Genomic DNA, 16,747 nt, shown 5'->3' with positions numbered 1-16,747 from the left:
TAGCTTTATGAAAAAAATAACCATTCTCGGGCTTGGAGCAGGAGATTTGGATCAGCTTCCTTTTGGCGTATATCGAAAACTTAAACAGGCAGAGGCCTTGTACCTGCGGACAAAGGAGCATCCGGTTCTGCGTGACCTCGAACAAGAAGGACTGCCGTATCAGTCTTTTGATCATATCTACGAAAAGCATGAGAAATTTGAAGAAGTGTATGAGGAAATTTGTGAATTTCTCCTGGAAGAAGCTCTTGCGAAAGAAATTACATATGGAGTTCCAGGCCATCCGCTGGTTGCGGAACGTACGGTGCAGCTTCTCATAGAGCGTGCCCCGCAGAGAGGCATTGAGATTATGATCGGAGGAGGACAAAGCTTCCTTGATCCTCTATTTCAGGCTTTGAAAATTGATCCAATTGAAGGGTTTCAGCTGCTGGATGGAACCGGTCTAAAACGAGATGAGATCCAGGTGGCCCAGCACGTTATCATTGGACAGGTTTATGATCAGTTTGTTGCGAGCGACGTCAAGCTGACACTAATGGAAAAACTGCCTTACGATTACGAGGTTTATATTGTAACAGCTGCCGGCAGCAAGGAAGAGGTTATTAAAAAAGTGCAGCTGCATGAACTGGATCATAATATGGAGCTGAATAACTTAACTTCTGTATACGTGCCTCCTGTAAAAGATGATGCCGTTCTCTATAAAGATTTTTCAAAACTGCGGAGCATTATTTCGGAACTGCGGGGGCCAAACGGCTGTCCGTGGGATAAAAAGCAAACTCATGAATCATTGAAGAAATATTTAATTGAAGAAGCCTATGAGCTGATTGAAGCGATCGATAATGATGATAGCGAGCATATGACAGAAGAACTGGGAGATGTCCTTCTCCAGGTGATGCTTCATGCTCAGATAGGCGAGGACGAGGGCTATTTTAGCATCGATGATGTGATCGAGGGCCTTTCGGAAAAAATGGTCCGCCGTCATCCCCATGTCTTTGGGGATGTCCAGGCTGAAGATGAAGAGGATGTGCTGAAGAATTGGCAGAGCATTAAGCAGGAAGAGAAGGGTGAAAAGCAGGAGTCCATGATGGATTCTGTACCGAAATCATTCCCGAACTTAATGAGAGCGGCTGAAATTCAGAAAAAAGCAGCAAAAGTCGGCTTTGACTGGAAGGAAGTTGAGCCTGCCTGGGAGAAGGTAAAAGAAGAGATTGCCGAATTCGAGAAGGAAGCCGTGAACTCCAGCCCCGAGATGGAGTCGGAATTTGGCGATATCCTGTTTGCACTTGTGAATATTGCACGTTTCTATAAAATTGATGCCGAAGAAGCTGCGAGAAAAACCAATGAAAAATTCATTCGCCGTTTTACATATGTAGAAGAACGGGTAATGATGAGCGGCAGAAATTTTGAAAACTTTACGCTTGACCAGCTTGATGAATTTTGGAATGAGGCAAAAGCCAAAGGTTATTAATAGAGGGAGTGGGAAAAGATGAGATTAGATAAATTCTTAAAAGTCTCAAGGCTGATAAAGAGAAGAACACTGGCAAAAGAGGTTTCAGACCAAGGGAGAATTTCAATAAATGGACAGCAGGCCAAAGCAAGCTCAACCGTTAAAGTGGGAGATGAGCTTCAAATCCGCTTTGGCCAGAAACTGGTAACGGTAAAAGTGGAGCGCCTGCAGGAAACAACCCGCAAGGAAGAGGCAGCAGAAATGTACTCGATTGTTAAGGAAGAGAAAGTGGAATCGGAAGCATAAGCGGCCTGCAGCTATGGAGATTGGCCGATAAAAGACCGAAATTTACCGTTAAATTCCCGTTTTAGGCCGATATGATCTTTATTTTGGCCGTTAAATCTTCATTTGCGGAATTTCGTCAGTATCATAGTTCCAAATTCAGCAGCACCTCCGCTTTTCCTATTGGCTTGTTCTATTTTAATCCCCCTTTTCATAAACATGTACAAAAAGGTTGTACTATGTTGATTGCGGGGGATGGATAATGAGTCAATATTACGAGTCAAGCTCAAACAAAACCAATACTCAGGAACATGATGTCATTATGAGAGGCAGAAGGCTGCTTGATATTACTGGCGTTAAACAGGTCGAAAGCTTTGATAATGAAGAGTTTTTGCTGGAGACGGTGATGGGCTTCCTGGCCATTAGAGGGCAGAATCTGCAGATGAAGAATCTGGATGTGGACAAGGGAATTGTTTCCATCAAGGGGAAGGTATTTGACCTTGTTTATATTGACGATCAGAATGGAGATAAAGCTAAAGGCTTCTTTAGCAAGTTGTTCCGATGACACTGACCACTCAATTTGTGACTATGCTGGCGATGATCGGCATGGGAAGTGTATTTGGGGCTGCCCTTGATACGTATAATCGTTTCCTGCAAAGGACCAAGCGGAAAAGCTGGCTTGTTTTTATTAATGATATTCTTTTTTGGCTCGTACAGGGCCTGGCAATCTTCTATATTTTATTTCTGGTGAATAAAGGCGAATTAAGGTTTTATATTTTCATTGCTTTGCTGTGCGGTTTTGCCGCTTATCAAGGCTTATTTAAGAAAATGTATCTGCGGGTATTGGAGATATCCATCCGGATGGCGATCTCCATATACCGCTTTTTCGTGAAGACCTTTACTTTGCTCATCTATAAACCCATCCAGGGTCTTATTTTGGCATTAATTGCGATAGCCATTATGCTTGGAAAAGGACTTTATTCCCTTTTAAAAGTCATACTTCGAGTCTTTTGGTTCATCTTGAAAGTAGTTTTTCTGCCTGTCAAATGGATTTTGTCACTTTTGTGGAAATTATTGCCGAAAAAGATTAAAAAAACAGTCGAGAAGTTATATAATAAATTGGCAGGATATTTACAGCAGATAAAGAATTATGTTTTAAAATGGATTGCAAAGTGGAAAAAACCTAAAGAGTAAGGAGGGAGTGCGGAAGTGAGTGTCACCAAGAAGAAAAATGTAGCCAAAATGGAAACCAGCTATGTCAAACAGCAGGAAGCAGCAGAGATCAGTGCGGGCCGTAAGAAAAAGCTATTATTTCGCAGATTAGCGGCATTTTTAACACTGGCAGCCGTCGTTTCATTTTTTATGATCTCCACACTCGTTACGCAGTCTGCTGCTCTGGAAGAAAAAGTGGAAGAGAAAACCCGGCTGGACCAGGAGCTTTCTGACCTGAAGAAAAAGGAAGTCATGCTCGAAGAAGAAATTGTTAAGCTGAATGATGATGAGTATATCGCGAAGCTTGCCCGTAAAGATTACTTCCTATCTGACAATAATGAAATCATTTTTAACCTCCCTGAAGAAGAGGCGGAAAAAGAAAAGAAAAAGGAAAAAAAGGCCGATTGACGCTATATTGACACTCTTTTTTTGATTTCTGTATAATATATAGTAAGTTTTGATTTAAATCTTTCAAGGAGGCAATTTTTTTAATGTCAATCGAAGTAGGCAGCAAGTTAAAAGGAAAGGTCACTGGCATTACAAAATTCGGAGCATTTGTGGAGCTGCCGGAAGGCTCAACGGGTCTGGTGCACATAAGTGAAGTCGCTGACAAGTATGTAAAAGATATTAATGAGCACCTCAAAGTGGGTGACATGGTTGAGGTAAAAGTCATTAATGTCGAAAAGGACGGCAAGATTGGATTATCCATCAAAAAGGCAAAAGACCGGCCTGAGCGTTCTGAAAGACCTGAAAGAGGCGACAGAAAAGAATTCAGACCTAATTCAAACTCTGGCCGACCTCGCCATAACAGATCAAACGACCATCGCCCTAAAGAAAACTTTGAAGCCAAAATGTCTCGTTTCCTAAAGGACAGCGAAGATCGTCTGTCATCGCTAAAACGCCATACTGAATCCAAACGCGGAGGAAGAGGCGCTAAACGAGGATAACTTGCTGCTGATCGATCTATCTATATAGCAGGATGGAAAACAAGTCCGATTGGGCTTGTTTTTTTGTGCTGTTTAACGCTGTAAATTCTGCTGGAAGCTTATTAATAGTGAAACCTTGATACAGCGCGAAGTGACCGATATATCGTAAAAGTAACCGATAAATGAGAATGCTGACCGATATATCGTAAAAGTAACCGATATATTGAAAATCTGGCCGATAAACCTGAAAAAGTGACCGATAAACTGGAAGGGAATTAAAATAGTTTAATCAATTGCTTGGTAACATCTAAATATTATGTTCTGAAAGAAGAAAAAATCCTCCAAATCCATCAAAAAAACGCCAGCCTAAGGCTGACGCTCTTTTGAAATGACCCGTACGGGATTCGAACCCGTGTTACCGCCGTGAAAGGGCGGTGTCTTAACCGCTTGACCAACGGGCCAGGATAAAATTAGACTTGGCAACGCGCTTCCGCATTCTATGTTGTCCAGCTTCAGCGCCTACCCCCTCGAGGTCACAAGCCGCTCCTCCCAAAAAGGTAAAGAACACCTTTCTGTGCGGATCGTCTTGTGCTTGTCGGGGGTGACCGAGGCGCTTCTGCATTTCATGATAGCGGCGGAGGGGATCGAACCCCCGACCTCACGGGTATGAACCGTACGCTCTAGCCAGCTGAGCTACACCGCCATATTTTAATAGATTTATAGATGTGCTCTGAAGCACAAGATTTATAATACAAATTTTTAAAAAGGAAGTCAATAAGATATTTAAAGAAATATGTCGTAAATCTCCCTTGCCTCTTCGTCAATTTCTTCCATGCTTCTCTTTCCGCAGAAAGCTGTCATTCCAAGGGTTTGTTTACTTTTTTTGTAAGAGCCAAGTCCAACTTCAGGAAGTCCCATTTTAAATCTTGTTATCTATCCCCATATATAGTGGAAAACCGTCGAACGAAAAGCCGGGGCTTGTCCGCTATTTTGACAAACTTCTGGAGCGCTGGATTTTATAATTGTCAGCAACGATAAAAATATGGGGAGTGTAGTTTAATGGAAAAGGTAGAAAGGAATGTAATGGAGCCGATCGGGGAAGTGCCCTTCAACAAACCGAAACTGGATTTTGCCAAAGGCTTAAAAAAACTCCACTCAGGGTTGGAGAATTTCTTTCTGAAAAAAGGCTATGTTCTGCTGATCATTGGCTTTTTGCTTGGAAGAGCCTTGATATTGGCGAAGCTTACCCCATTTAGCCTTCCGTTTTTTGCAGCGGTTTATTTCATACGAAGGGATAAGGCGCCCCTGGCACTAGTGGGATTAATGGCAGGTGCTGCCACATTGTCCATCTCCAATGCTGTATCCGCTTTTGGAATAACCTTCATCTTTTTATTTGCCTTCCGGGTCTCGAAAAAATGGATGCATAATGAAATCAGGGCACTGCCTTTTTATGTATTCTTTACTCTTTTAGGAGGCAAGCTCCTGGAGGCATTCATTATGAAGGGCCAGCTGACTTTATATGATGGAATGATGGCCGGAGTTGAGTCAAGCCTTGGCTTCATTCTAACGCTGATTTTTCTGCAGGGGCTGCCGCTGCTTTCGATAAATAAACGAAGACAATCACTGAAAACCGAAGAAATCGTCTGCCTGATTATTATGCTGGCTTCTGTCATGACGGGAACAATTGGCTGGACGGTCTATGATCTATCAGTCGAGCATATTATGTCACGCTATCTTGTCCTTCTCTTTGCCTTTGTGGCAGGAGCAACAGTCGGTTCTACAGTAGGGGTGGTAACTGGCCTGATCTTCTCCCTTGCGAATATATCTAGCTTTTATCATATGAGTCTGCTCGCCTTCGCGGGTCTTTTAGGCGGTCTTTTAAAAGAAGGCAGGAAGTTCGGTGTGGCATTCGGCCTTCTGATTGCGACACTCCTGATGGGCATGTATGGAGAAGGAAGCGGAAACCTTATGAAAACTCTGTCCGAAACAGGCGCAGCGATTCTTTTATTTTTATTAACTCCGCAGGCTTTAACGATGAAATTGGCCAAGCACATCCCGGGAACGCCTGAATATGCCGCTGAGCAGCAGCAATATATGAGAAAAATGCGCGATGTGACAGCACAGCGTGTTGCCCAGTTCTCAAGTGTCTTCCAGGCCCTTTCCAAAAGCTTTTCCTCTCATGATAAGCCTTCTGAATGGGAAGAAGACGGTGACAGGGAAGTGGATTATTTCTTAAGCAATGTAACCGAAAAAACATGCCAGACCTGCTTTAAGAAAGATCATTGCTGGTCAAAGAACTTTAATACAACCTATGATTATATGATGGATATTATGCATGATGTGGACAACAATGAAGGTGCTCTTTCTCCTAAGCTTGCGAGGGATTGGGAAAAGTACTGTACAAGATCGAAAAAAGTGACAGAAGCTGTACAGCAGGAGCTGACTTATTTTAAGGCGAACCAAAGGCTTAAGAAGCAGGTTCAGGAGAGCAGAAGGCTGGTAGCTGATCAGCTGATGGGTGTTTCCGAGGTGATGGGCGATTTTGCCAAAGAAATCCAGCGAGAGCGGGAGAATCATCATAAACAGGAAGAACAGATCTTTGAAGCGCTTCAGGAGTTTGGCATTCATATCGAGCAGGTGGAAATCTACAGCCTGGAGCAGGGAAATGTTGACATTGATATGACCATCCCATATTGCCAGGGGCATGGAGAATGCGAAAAGCTAATTGCACCGATGCTATCTGACATTTTGGGAGAAACGATATTAGTAAATTCAGAGGAATGCGCCCCGTTCCCGAATGGATATTGCCATGTCACATTCCGGTCAGCCAAGGCATTTGTGGTTGAAACAGGCGTTGCACATGCTGCGAAGGACGGCGGTTTAGTATCAGGGGACAGCTATTCCACTATCGAGCTGGGCTGCGGAAAGTATGCGATTGCCATCAGTGATGGAATGGGCAATGGGGAACGGGCTCATGCGGAAAGCCAGGAAACACTTCAGCTCCTGCAGAAAATTCTTCAATCGGGCATTGAAGAGCAGGTTGCCATTAAATCAGTCAATTCCGTTCTTTCTCTAAGGACCACAGACGAAATTTTCTCCACCTTGGATTTGGCCATGATTGATTTGCAGAATGCTGACGCAAAATTTTTGAAAATTGGATCAACTCCAAGCTTTGTAAAAAGAGGCCATAAGGTAATGAAAATTCAGGCCAGCAACCTCCCGATGGGCATCATTCAGGAATTTGATGTAGATGTGGTCAGTGAGCAGCTTAAAGCGGGAGATTTGCTGATCATGATGAGTGATGGCGTTTTTGAAGGTCCGAAGCATGTTGAGAACTTTGATTTGTGGATGAAGCGCAAGGTATCCGAGTTAAAGACGGACGACCCTCAAGAAGTGGCAGATTTAATTATGGAAGAGGTGATCAGGTCAAGATCCGGGAATATTGAAGATGATATGACGGTGGTGGTGTCAAAGGTCAAACACAATACTCCTAAATGGACCAGCATCCCCGTACATGCCATCCGCCAAAAGGCCAACTGACTAATTTGCTCATCGAGACGTATTTATATGTATATTTCCCCTCCTTTCAGTCGAAAATGCTAACAACTCAAATGTGGAGGGGAGTTTCAAATGAAAACAGGAACACTGAAGCAAATTTTACTGATAACGGATGGCTGTTCAAATCAGGGTGAAGATCCCATTGCCATGGCGGCACTGGCCAAGGAGCAGGGAATAACTGTGAATGTAATCGGAGTCATGGAGCAGGATGTCATTGATGAACAGGGAATGAATGAAATTGAAGGAATCGCTATGTCAGGAGGCGGAGTCAGTCAGGTTGTCTACTCACAGCAGCTGTCCCAGACTGTACAGATGGTGACGAGAAAAGCCATGACCCAGACACTTCAGGGAGTTGTGAACAAAGAGCTCCAGCAGATCCTGGGCGGCTCAAAAACGATGGAAGACCTTCCGCCTAATCAGCGCGGGGAAGTGATGGAGGTTGTGGATGAACTGGGTGAAACGGTTGAACTTGAAGTGCTGGTTCTCGTGGATACCAGTGCAAGCATGAAGCACAAGCTTCCTACCGTTAAAGAAGCCTTGCTGGATCTGTCCTTGAGTCTTAATGCCCGATCTGGTGATAACCGTTTTTCCGTATTTGTATTTCCCGGGAAAAAGAAAGATGTCGAAAAACTGCTGGATTGGACACCGAATCTTGAATCGCTGACCAGTATTTTCTCGAAGCTGACAACAGGAGGGATTACGCCTACAGGTCCGGCCATTCATGAGGCACTAAACCATTTTAAGAAAAAACGTTCCTTAAGGAGTCTGCTTTCCCGTGATGATGAATCATTCTTTGAAGAGTCAGTGTAAAGTAAACCCTGGTACTGTAATTGAAGGAAAGTGGCACCGAAACCGATATACCATTATAAAGGAATTAGGGTATGGTGCTAATGGGATTGTTTATCTCGCCAAAAACCAAAATCAGCAGGTTGCTTTGAAAATGAGTGATAACGGGATGTCCATCACGTCTGAAGTGAACGTCCTTAAATCCTTTGCAAAGGTCCAAGGCTCTGCCCTCGGGCCTTCTTTGCTTGATGTGGATGATTGGGAAAGAAGGAGCGGAAAGGTTTCATTCTATGTAATGGAATATATACAAGGCCCTGATTTGCTGACATTTATCCAGCAAAAAGGATCCTCCTGGACTGGTGTTTTAATCGTACAGCTGCTGAACGATCTGGATTCGTTGCATAAAGCGGGCTGGGTTTTTGGTGATTTAAAGCCGGATAATTTGATCGTAACAGGCCCTCCCTCTAAAATACGCACCATTGATGTGGGCGGAACTACCATTCAAGGCAGGGCGATAAAAGAATTTACCGAGTTTTATGACCGCGGCTATTGGGGATTGGGGACCAGAAAGGCTGATCCATCCTACGATCTCTTTGCTGCTGCCATGATTTTAATCAATACGGTATACCCAAAAAGGTTTGCCAAAACAACAGGTGACCTCAAACAGCTTAAAATGATGGTCCGCCAAAAGAAAGAACTGCTGAAATACGAAGATGTTATTCTAAATGCCCTGCAAGGCAACTATAGCTCGGCTGGTGAAATGAGAAATGATATGCTCCAGCTCACTCGTTCAAATCCAGCGCAAAGGAGCACAGTACACAGGAATCCCGGACAAACAGCAAGTCCTCAGCCTGCCAGCAGGCAAGTGTACAGGCAAAAAAAACAGAAAGGGAGCATCTTTGAAACACTGCTGATTACCCTTATCGTGATGCTTCTTTATTTTATATATATTTATGGGCAGCTGCTTTAAATTTGAGAAAAATGAAACTTTCTTCTCCCTGATCCGTATAGTAAGCTTAATCCCTTTTGATATTTACCCTTTAAAAATGATATGCTTTCTATATGAAGGATTATGCTGCCCTTTGCAGGGGTAGTATAAAGTGAAACTTCAATTAGAGGATAATTTTTTTCCTCTGATTGTCAGCGATAAATATATTTCTACCGGATAAGGAAGAAGCCTATGCTCCAAGAGAAAGTGAGTGCTTTCCTTAAGAAAAAGGGACTGGATTTAAATAATAAGAAAATAGTAGTCGGTGTATCGGGAGGGCCGGATTCAATCGCCCTGCTCCATTATTTTTGGAGCCGGAGACAGCAGCTTCAAATCGAACTAATCGCCGCCCATGTCGATCATATGTTCAGAGGCGAAGAATCTTTTCAGGACGCCATGTTTGTGAAGGATTACTGCAGAAAGAAAGCCATTCCATTTGAAATGGAAAGAGTGAATGTACCTGAGTATATGGAGAAGTCCGGGAAGAGTTCCCAGACAGCTGCAAGGGATTGCCGCTATAGCTTCTATCAAAGAACCGCCACGAAATATGGGGCAGACTTTATAGCGCTGGGACATCATGGCGATGATCAGGTTGAAACCATATTAATGCGGCTTACAAGAGGAAGCTCCGGCAGCGCAAGGGCAGGAATTCCCTTCATGCGGCCATTTGGCGATTATTTTATCATCCGCCCTTTCCTATGCTTGAATAGAGCGGAAATCGAAAGCTACTGCCTAAAAGAACACTTGAACCCCCGGCGGGATCCAAGCAATGAAAAAGGCATATACAGCCGCAACCGATTCAGGCAGGAAGTGCTCCCATTCCTGAGAAAAGAAAACCCTCAGGTGCATGAGCATTTTCAAAGATTCAGTGAAGATTTGCAAAGTGATGAAGCATATCTGCAGGAATTAACTGTCCATAAAATGAATACAGTAATGAAAAAGAAAGCCAATGAGGAAATTAGTATGGATATCGATGCTTTCGAGGCAATGCCAATGCCTTTACAAAGGAGAGGGATTCAACTAATATTAAACTATCTTTATAAGGAAAGGCCGGCATCGTTATCGGCATCTCATATAGAGAGCATTTTTTCCTTAGTGAAAAGTCCTCATCCATCGGGAAATTTAGATTTTCCAGGCGGTTTACACATTGTACGCTCCTACCGGCAATGCCACTTCTTATTCCCGAAGGAACCTGTACAATCCTATCGATATGAAGTCTTCGAACCTGCAAGCATTAAACTCCCAAACGGCGGATCGATTATCCTTGAATATGCTGACTGTCCTGAAGGAATTCTAAACAATGATACCCTGGTATTAGGCAGGGAGGATGCTTCTCTTCCAATCATTATCAGGACAAGAGAAATGGGAGACCGCATGACGCTTAAAGGAATGCAGGGATCCCGAAAGATTAAGGACATTTTCATCGATCATAAAGTACCGCTGCATGATCGGAAAACCTGGCCGATTGTGACAGATGCACAAGGCAGGATCCTTTGGGTGCCTGGTTTGAAGAAATCACATGATGATAGGCAGCAGCAATCTTGTACCGGTTATATTATTTTAAAATACATAAAGCAATGATCTTCTAGGGGGCACAATAAATGATGAAAAATGATATTGAAAAAGTACTGATTTCGGAAGAGGAGCTGCAGGATAAGATTAAATCCCTTGCTGCAGAACTTACTGAAGAATACCAGGACCGATTCCCGCTTGCCATTGGGGTTTTAAAAGGGGCGATGCCTTTCATGAGCGACCTTTTAAAGCGCGTGGATACATATCTTGAGATGGACTTCATGGATGTATCAAGCTATGGAAATGCAATGGTTTCTTCGGGAGAAGTGAAAATTCTGAAAGACCTTGATACTTCTGTGGAAGGCAGAGATATTCTTATCATTGAGGATATCATCGACAGCGGCTTGACACTCAGCTACCTTGTTGAGCTGTTCCGCTACAGAAAAGCGAAAAGCATTAAGATTGTAACACTGCTTGACAAGCCAACAGGAAGAAAGGCTGATATCAAAGCTGATTATGTAGGATTTATTGTTCCTGATGAATTCGTAGTCGGCTACGGCCTGGATTACTCGGAAAAGTACCGTAATCTTCCATATATTGGAGTCTTGAAGCCGGAAGTATACAGCAATAACGATTAAGGAAATCCTAAGCATTGATTTTGCATTAAAGCCCTTTACTGAAACAAGAATCACCCGGTTTTAAGAAGTCTAATTCCTTGTATTGGCACGATTTTCTATGATACTATACACTATAGTTTGTTTACCGTGGGAGGAGGTAAGGGATGAATCGGATCTTCCGGAATACCATCTTTTATTTATTAATATTTTTAGTCATTATTGGAGTTGTCAGCTTCTTTAACGGCAACAATGAACCAACGGAGCACATCTCTTATAATAAATTTGTTGATCACTTGGAAAGCGGCGATATTACGTCCATTTCCCTTCAGCCTGAGAGAGGTGTATTTGAAGTACGGGGTCAGCTAGAAGGATATGAGGAAGGCAAATACTTCCTGACTTATATCATGAACAATGATAATATCCTTGACCGTGTGGATCAATTAGCCCAGTCTTCAGAGGTTGAAGTCATGCCGGCTAAGGAAACAAGCGGATGGGTGACATTCTTTACGTCAATCATTCCTTTCATCATCATCTTCATACTATTCTTCTTCCTGCTGAATCAGGCGCAGGGCGGAGGCAGCCGTGTGATGAACTTCGGCAAAAGCAAAGCCAAGCTATATGATGAAAGCAAAAAGAAAGTGCGCTTTAAAGATGTTGCAGGCGCCGATGAAGAAAAGCAGGAGCTTGTTGAGGTCGTTGAGTTCCTTAAAGACCCGCGCAAGTTTGCTGAATTGGGAGCAAGAATTCCTAAAGGGGTTCTTCTTGTAGGACCTCCGGGAACAGGTAAAACTTTGCTTGCACGGGCAGCAGCCGGTGAAGCAGGCGTTCCGTTCTTCTCTATAAGCGGTTCTGATTTCGTTGAAATGTTCGTAGGTGTGGGTGCTTCCCGTGTCCGTGACTTATTCGAAAATGCCAAAAAGAACGCGCCATGTATTATTTTTATCGATGAAATTGATGCTGTAGGACGCCAGCGTGGTGCCGGCCTTGGCGGCGGACACGATGAACGCGAGCAGACCCTTAACCAGCTTTTAGTTGAAATGGATGGGTTTGGAGCAAATGAAGGAATTATCATCATTGCTGCCACAAACCGTCCGGATATTCTTGACCCGGCATTATTGCGTCCGGGACGTTTTGACAGACAGATTACGGTTGACCGCCCAGACGTCAAAGGCCGTGAAGCAGTGCTTAAAGTACATGCCCGCAACAAGCCTTTAGATGAGTCGGTTAACTTAAAGAGCATTGCGATGCGTACACCTGGTTTTTCAGGTGCAGACCTTGAAAATCTATTGAATGAAGCAGCGCTTGTAGCTGCCCGCCGCAATAAGAAAAAAGTCGATATGGAAGATATCGATGAAGCAACAGACCGCGTTATTGCGGGACCAGCTAAGAAAAGCCGTGTTATTTCCAAAAAGGAAAGAAACATCGTTGCTTTCCACGAAGCGGGTCATACGGTCATCGGTTTAGTGCTTGATGAAGCTGAAATGGTTCATAAAGTGACAATCGTGCCGCGCGGCCAGGCTGGCGGATACGCAGTTATGCTCCCGAAAGAAGACCGATACTTCCAGACGAAGCCTGAGCTTCTCGACAAAATTGTCGGCTTGCTTGGCGGACGTGTTGCGGAGGAAATCGTGTTCGGCGAAGTAAGTACAGGTGCCCATAATGACTTCCAGCGTGCGACAGGTATTGCCCGCCGCATGGTTACTGAATTTGGAATGAGCGACAAGCTTGGACCATTACAGTTCGGACAGTCTCAGGGCGGCCAGGTCTTCCTTGGACGTGACTTCCATAATGAACAGAACTATTCAGATGCAATAGCATATGAAATCGATCTTGAAATCCAGCGCATTATCAAGGAATCTTATGAAAGAGCAAGAAAGCTCTTAACGGAAAACCGAGATAAGCTGAATCTGATCGCCAATACATTGCTTGAAGTCGAAACGCTTGATGCAGAGCAAATCAAGCATCTATCAGAACATGGCAGACTGCCTGACCGTTCAGTGACTTCCATTTCAACTGATGAAGATGTGAAAGTGAACATCAGCATCAAGAAAGAGGATCCTGCTGAAACAGGCGAAATTCCTGAAACCAGGGAAGGCTCAAGCCCTGCAGAAGCGGATGTGCCTCCTGCCATCGATGAAGAACGCAAAGACAAATAACCAAAAAGCGCCTCTAGGGGCGCTTTTTTTTGCGGGAAAAATATCAATTGCCAGACCGGTTGGAATTTTCGATTACACGAAACAATAACAGTTGTGATATGATGTTTTCAGTGTAAAAAAATTAGGCTCTTGAGTTTTTTATTTTCTTAAAATTTATACGTTGTACTTTGAGAACTGTCTAGCGCAAGCAGCCTGCTCCCTCGAGGTTTCGGGGGCGGGCAAAGCGCTTGCTTTTCTAAATAATCATAAAGTGGTGAGAATGTTGATCTTTGTTTTCGACGTGGGAAATACGAATATCGTTCTGGGTGTCTATGACCAAGATGAATTAAAGCATCATTGGCGAATTGAAACCAACCGGAATAAAACAGAAGATGAATACGGAATGATTGTAAAGTCTCTGTTTGAGCATGTGAATCTTTCCTTTTCAGATATAGATGGCATTATCATTTCCTCTGTAGTGCCGCCAATCATGTTTTCGCTTGAAAGAATGTGCCAGAAATACTTCCATGTTAAGCCCCTTGTCGTGGGTCCTGGAATCAAGACAGGCTTAAACATCAAGTACGAAAATCCGAGGGAAGTTGGTGCAGACCGCATCGTCAATGCAATAGCAGCCATTCATGAATATGGCAGCCCGTTAGTCATTGTCGATTTTGGAACAGCCACTACCTATTGCTATATCAATGAAAATAAGCAATATATGGGTGGCGCAATTGCTCCCGGAATCGGAATCTCGACCGAGGCTCTTTACTCCCGTGCAGCCAAGCTTCCGAGAATAGAAATTGCCCGTCCTGATCATATTGTCGGGAAGAATACCGTATCTGCCATGCAGGCTGGGATTTTATATGGTTATGTTGGCCAGGTTGAAGGTATAGTAAAAAGAATGAAAGATCAGGCAGTTCAAAAACCTACTGTCATTGCCACTGGGGGTCTCGCAGGCCTAATTGCGCAGGAATCGGATATTATTGATGTCGTGGATCCATTTTTAACTTTAAAGGGTCTGCAGATTATTTATAAACGAAATATGGAAACCATAAAAAATAGGACGTAAGCTTTTAAAAAGCCGCTGCATTATAAGCGGTTTTCTGGAAGATAAGTATGTGTAAACTTTTTGGACTTCGAAAATTGTCTAGCGAAAGCAGCCTGCCCCCCTCCAGGGTGTCGGGGGTGGGCAAGGCGCTTGCGCTTTTCGTAGAAAGGAGCAAAAAATGAGCGATTATCTAGTAAAAGCACTTGCATATGATGGACAAGTCCGTGCCTATGCATCCCGCACTACCGAAACAGTTGGGGAGGGCCAGCGCAGGCATTATACATGGCCAACCGCCTCAGCTGCATTGGGCAGATCCATGACGGCTGGTGTGATGATGGGGGCCATGCTGAAGGGCGATAACAAACTGACCATTAAAATTGAAGGCGGGGGTCCAATTGGCGCTATCCTGGTAGACAGCAATGCAAAGGGAGAAGTGCGCGGATATGTAACAAACCCGCAGACCCACTTCGATCTTAATGAACAGGGCAAGCTTGATGTGCGCCGTGCGGTCGGAACTGAAGGGACCTTGACTGTCGTGAAGGACATCGGAATGAGAGAACACTTCACAGGACAGGTTCCGCTGATTTCCGGAGAACTTGGAGAAGATTTCACTTATTACTTTGTTACTTCTGAACAGGTGCCTTCTTCCGTTGGAGTGGGTGTTCTCGTTAACCCCGACAACTCCATTCTTGCTGCTGGGGGCTTCATTCTGCAGCTTATGCCGGGAACCGGTGAAGAGACGATTACATTAATTGAAAACAGGCTAAAAGAGATCCCGCCTGTATCCAAATTGATCCAGCAGGGATTAACGCCTGAAGAGCTATTGGAAACGATCCTTGGCAAAGACAATGTGAAGTTCCTTGAGAAGCTTCCTGTATCCTTTACTTGTACATGTTCAAAAGAGCGTTTTGCCAATGCAATTATCAGCCTGGGTGAAGAGGAAATCCAGCAGATGATCGATGAAGACGGCCAGGCTGAGGCTTCCTGTCATTTCTGCAATGAGAAATACCATTACACTAAAGAAGAACTGGAAGAATTAAAGAACGAAGTAAAGTAATAAGCTTGAAATTGATTAAGCGTCTGCCTAAAGGACCCAAATAGCTCCCGAAAAAAAGTTAAGCCGTTTGGGGGAACGGGAAGCTTACGCTTTTTGTATTAACAAAATTTATATCTTTGAACTTCGAGAACTGTCTAGCTCCATCGCCTATCCCCCCGAGGTGTCGGGGGTGGGCAAGGCGCTTGCGCTTTTCGTAGGGGGAGGAGCACTTGGAAAAGAGACAGCTTTTAATGATCATTGCCGGTTTGGTGCTGCTGAATCTTATCACATTGGCCTTTTTGCTTTTTAAAGGCGATGGCAGCGGGGAAGCAGTAGCAAAAGTCGGCGGAGACAAAATCACTCGCCAGGAATGGATGAGTGAAATGGAAACAAAATACGGGAAAAGCACATTAAGTGAATTAATTGATCAGAAGGTCATTGAAGAAGCAGGGGAAAAATACGGGGTGAAGATCTCTGATAAGGCTATAGATCTTGAACTGAAAATGGTCAAGACCATGTACGGCGGCAATTTCACCGAAGAGATGAGCGAAGACAAGTGGCGCAGGCAAATCAAAAATAATCTTATTCTTGAAGAACTGCTGACTGCCGATGTCTCCGTCTCAGAAGAAGAAATGAAGAGTTATTATGAACAAAACAGCAGCCAGTTCCAAGTTCCGGACACCTATCACATCTCTCAGATTATCGTTAAAACAAAAGAAGAAGCGGAGCAGACATTAAAGGAGCTGGATGAAGGCTCGAGCTTCTCTGTGCTGGCGATGGAACGGTCGATCGATGAATTTACCGCCGGTCTGGGGGGGAATGCAGGGTATGTCAGTGAAGATGATGAACACATACCGGCAGAAGTCCTGGAACAGGTTAAAACCCTTAAGCCCGGCAAGTGGACCAAGCCTATTAAAACGGAAGATGGATATGCCGTTGTAAAGCTTCATGAGCATTTAAAGGGAGAAAATTATTCCTTTAAAGAAGTGAAGAGCATGATTCGCCGCCAGATCGCTCTTGAGCAGATGGATGTTCCTGTCTCTGCCAAGCCCTTTTGGAATGAAGCAGAGGTTGAGTGGTTTTACGGTGAGCAGTAAATAAAGAGCACGGAGGGAGTTCCGTGTTTTTTTCTGTATAAATTGCGATTCATGTATAAAAATGGGCAGTTTAAATATAATGACAAAAGTATGAATTTTCTTTTAAATA

The 16,747-nt window shown here is 43.9% G+C and carries 15 protein-coding genes and 2 tRNA genes; 15 read left to right on the top strand and 2 right to left on the bottom strand.

Annotated features, from left to right (window positions below; genetic code table 11):
* Positions 1 to 7: 7 nt before the first annotated feature.
* The 6 genes from mazG to QUF73_17375 all read left to right on the top strand — a co-directional run bounded on the left by mazG (position 8) and on the right by QUF73_17375 (position 3,882).
* Positions 8 to 1,462: a nucleoside triphosphate pyrophosphohydrolase gene (gene mazG, locus QUF73_17400; GenBank protein ID MDM5227913.1), complete on the top strand. Its 1,455-nt coding sequence runs from the start codon at positions 8 to 10 to the stop codon at positions 1,460 to 1,462.
* Between the two features lie 18 nt (positions 1,463 to 1,480).
* Positions 1,481 to 1,747: an RNA-binding S4 domain-containing protein gene (locus QUF73_17395; GenBank protein MDM5227912.1), complete on the top strand. Its 267-nt coding sequence runs from the start codon at positions 1,481 to 1,483 to the stop codon at positions 1,745 to 1,747.
* Between the two features lie 238 nt (positions 1,748 to 1,985).
* Complete coding sequence (gene yabP, locus QUF73_17390) at positions 1,986 to 2,288, top strand: sporulation protein YabP (protein ID MDM5227911.1); 303 nt, start codon at positions 1,986 to 1,988, stop codon at positions 2,286 to 2,288.
* The gene (gene yabQ / locus QUF73_17385; GenBank protein ID MDM5227910.1) at positions 2,285 to 2,917 is read left to right on the top strand and encodes a spore cortex biosynthesis protein YabQ; all 633 of its coding nucleotides are present in this window, start codon (positions 2,285 to 2,287) and stop codon (positions 2,915 to 2,917) included. The genes yabP and yabQ overlap by 4 nt, the downstream gene beginning before the upstream one ends.
* A gap of 15 nt (positions 2,918 to 2,932) precedes the next feature.
* Entirely contained in the window at positions 2,933 to 3,343 is a 411-nt protein-coding gene (locus QUF73_17380) for a septum formation initiator family protein (GenBank protein MDM5227909.1), read from the top strand.
* Positions 3,344 to 3,426: 83 nt separating this feature from the next.
* Positions 3,427 to 3,882 (top strand): S1 domain-containing RNA-binding protein, encoded by a 456-nt coding sequence (locus QUF73_17375; protein ID MDM5227908.1) that lies wholly within the window; start codon positions 3,427 to 3,429, stop codon positions 3,880 to 3,882.
* Between the two features lie 368 nt (positions 3,883 to 4,250).
* Here the strand turns inward: QUF73_17375 and QUF73_17370 are convergent.
* Together QUF73_17370 and QUF73_17365 are read right to left on the bottom strand one after the other, a co-directional pair.
* Positions 4,251 to 4,322, bottom strand: a tRNA-Glu gene (locus tag QUF73_17370).
* Positions 4,323 to 4,490: 168 nt separating this feature from the next.
* A tRNA-Met gene (locus QUF73_17365) sits at positions 4,491 to 4,564 on the bottom strand.
* Between the two features lie 356 nt (positions 4,565 to 4,920).
* On the opposite strand from QUF73_17365, the gene spoIIE reads away from it, so the two are divergent.
* From spoIIE to QUF73_17320, 9 genes are all read left to right on the top strand, one after another.
* Positions 4,921 to 7,401 carry a stage II sporulation protein E gene (gene spoIIE / locus QUF73_17360; GenBank protein MDM5227907.1) on the top strand — a complete coding sequence of 827 codons (2,481 nt, stop codon included), beginning with the start codon at positions 4,921 to 4,923 and terminating at the stop codon, positions 7,399 to 7,401.
* A 90-nt stretch (positions 7,402 to 7,491) separates the two neighbouring features.
* Positions 7,492 to 8,229 carry a VWA domain-containing protein gene (locus QUF73_17355; GenBank protein MDM5227906.1) on the top strand — a complete coding sequence of 246 codons (738 nt, stop codon included), beginning with the start codon at positions 7,492 to 7,494 and terminating at the stop codon, positions 8,227 to 8,229.
* Positions 8,198 to 9,175, top strand: coding sequence for a protein kinase family protein (locus QUF73_17350; GenBank protein ID MDM5227905.1), 978 nt, complete (start codon positions 8,198 to 8,200; stop codon positions 9,173 to 9,175). Before QUF73_17355 ends, QUF73_17350 begins: the two co-directional genes overlap by 32 nt.
* 210 nt (positions 9,176 to 9,385) lie before the next feature.
* On the top strand, positions 9,386 to 10,774 hold the full coding sequence (gene tilS, locus QUF73_17345; GenBank protein ID MDM5227904.1) for a tRNA lysidine(34) synthetase TilS: 1,389 nt from the start codon (positions 9,386 to 9,388) through the stop codon (positions 10,772 to 10,774).
* 23 nt (positions 10,775 to 10,797) lie between these two features.
* A complete protein-coding gene (gene hpt, locus QUF73_17340) occupies positions 10,798 to 11,343 on the top strand; it encodes a hypoxanthine phosphoribosyltransferase (GenBank protein ID MDM5227903.1) in 546 nt (181 codons plus the stop codon).
* A 143-nt stretch (positions 11,344 to 11,486) separates the two neighbouring features.
* The gene (gene ftsH / locus QUF73_17335) at positions 11,487 to 13,478 is read left to right on the top strand and encodes an ATP-dependent zinc metalloprotease FtsH (GenBank protein ID MDM5227902.1); all 1,992 of its coding nucleotides are present in this window, start codon (positions 11,487 to 11,489) and stop codon (positions 13,476 to 13,478) included.
* Positions 13,479 to 13,740: 262 nt separating this feature from the next.
* Positions 13,741 to 14,526 (top strand): type III pantothenate kinase, encoded by a 786-nt coding sequence (locus QUF73_17330; protein ID MDM5227901.1) that lies wholly within the window; start codon positions 13,741 to 13,743, stop codon positions 14,524 to 14,526.
* Positions 14,527 to 14,683: 157 nt separating this feature from the next.
* Positions 14,684 to 15,562 carry an Hsp33 family molecular chaperone HslO gene (gene hslO, locus QUF73_17325; protein MDM5227900.1) on the top strand — a complete coding sequence of 293 codons (879 nt, stop codon included), beginning with the start codon at positions 14,684 to 14,686 and terminating at the stop codon, positions 15,560 to 15,562.
* A 209-nt stretch (positions 15,563 to 15,771) separates the two neighbouring features.
* Positions 15,772 to 16,638 carry a peptidyl-prolyl cis-trans isomerase gene (locus QUF73_17320; protein MDM5227899.1) on the top strand — a complete coding sequence of 289 codons (867 nt, stop codon included), beginning with the start codon at positions 15,772 to 15,774 and terminating at the stop codon, positions 16,636 to 16,638.
* The last annotated feature ends 109 nt before the right edge of the window (positions 16,639 to 16,747 follow it).

The organism is Cytobacillus sp. NJ13 (genome assembly GCA_030348385.1).
Taxonomy (GTDB): Bacteria; Bacillota; Bacilli; order Bacillales; family Cytobacillaceae; genus Cytobacillus.
This window is presented reverse-complemented; position numbering and strand designations above follow the sequence as displayed.

What these genes read in the sequence shown, in the direction of transcription:
- mazG (MDM5227913.1), top strand. Translation starts at nt 8, where the DNA reads ATGAAAAAAATAACCATTCTCGGGCTTGGAGCAGGAGATTTGGATCAG.
- QUF73_17395 (MDM5227912.1), top strand. Translation starts at nt 1,481, where the DNA reads ATGAGATTAGATAAATTCTTAAAAGTCTCAAGGCTGATAAAGAGAAGA.
- yabP (MDM5227911.1), top strand. Translation starts at nt 1,986, where the DNA reads ATGAGTCAATATTACGAGTCAAGCTCAAACAAAACCAATACTCAGGAA.
- yabQ (MDM5227910.1), top strand. Translation starts at nt 2,285, where the DNA reads ATGACACTGACCACTCAATTTGTGACTATGCTGGCGATGATCGGCATG.
- QUF73_17375 (MDM5227908.1), top strand. Translation starts at nt 3,427, where the DNA reads ATGTCAATCGAAGTAGGCAGCAAGTTAAAAGGAAAGGTCACTGGCATT.
- spoIIE (MDM5227907.1), top strand. Translation starts at nt 4,921, where the DNA reads ATGGAAAAGGTAGAAAGGAATGTAATGGAGCCGATCGGGGAAGTGCCC.
- QUF73_17355 (MDM5227906.1), top strand. Translation starts at nt 7,492, where the DNA reads ATGAAAACAGGAACACTGAAGCAAATTTTACTGATAACGGATGGCTGT.
- QUF73_17350 (MDM5227905.1), top strand. Translation starts at nt 8,198, where the DNA reads ATGATGAATCATTCTTTGAAGAGTCAGTGTAAAGTAAACCCTGGTACT.
- tilS (MDM5227904.1), top strand. Translation starts at nt 9,386, where the DNA reads ATGCTCCAAGAGAAAGTGAGTGCTTTCCTTAAGAAAAAGGGACTGGAT.
- hpt (MDM5227903.1), top strand. Translation starts at nt 10,798, where the DNA reads ATGAAAAATGATATTGAAAAAGTACTGATTTCGGAAGAGGAGCTGCAG.
- ftsH (MDM5227902.1), top strand. Translation starts at nt 11,487, where the DNA reads ATGAATCGGATCTTCCGGAATACCATCTTTTATTTATTAATATTTTTA.
- hslO (MDM5227900.1), top strand. Translation starts at nt 14,684, where the DNA reads ATGAGCGATTATCTAGTAAAAGCACTTGCATATGATGGACAAGTCCGT.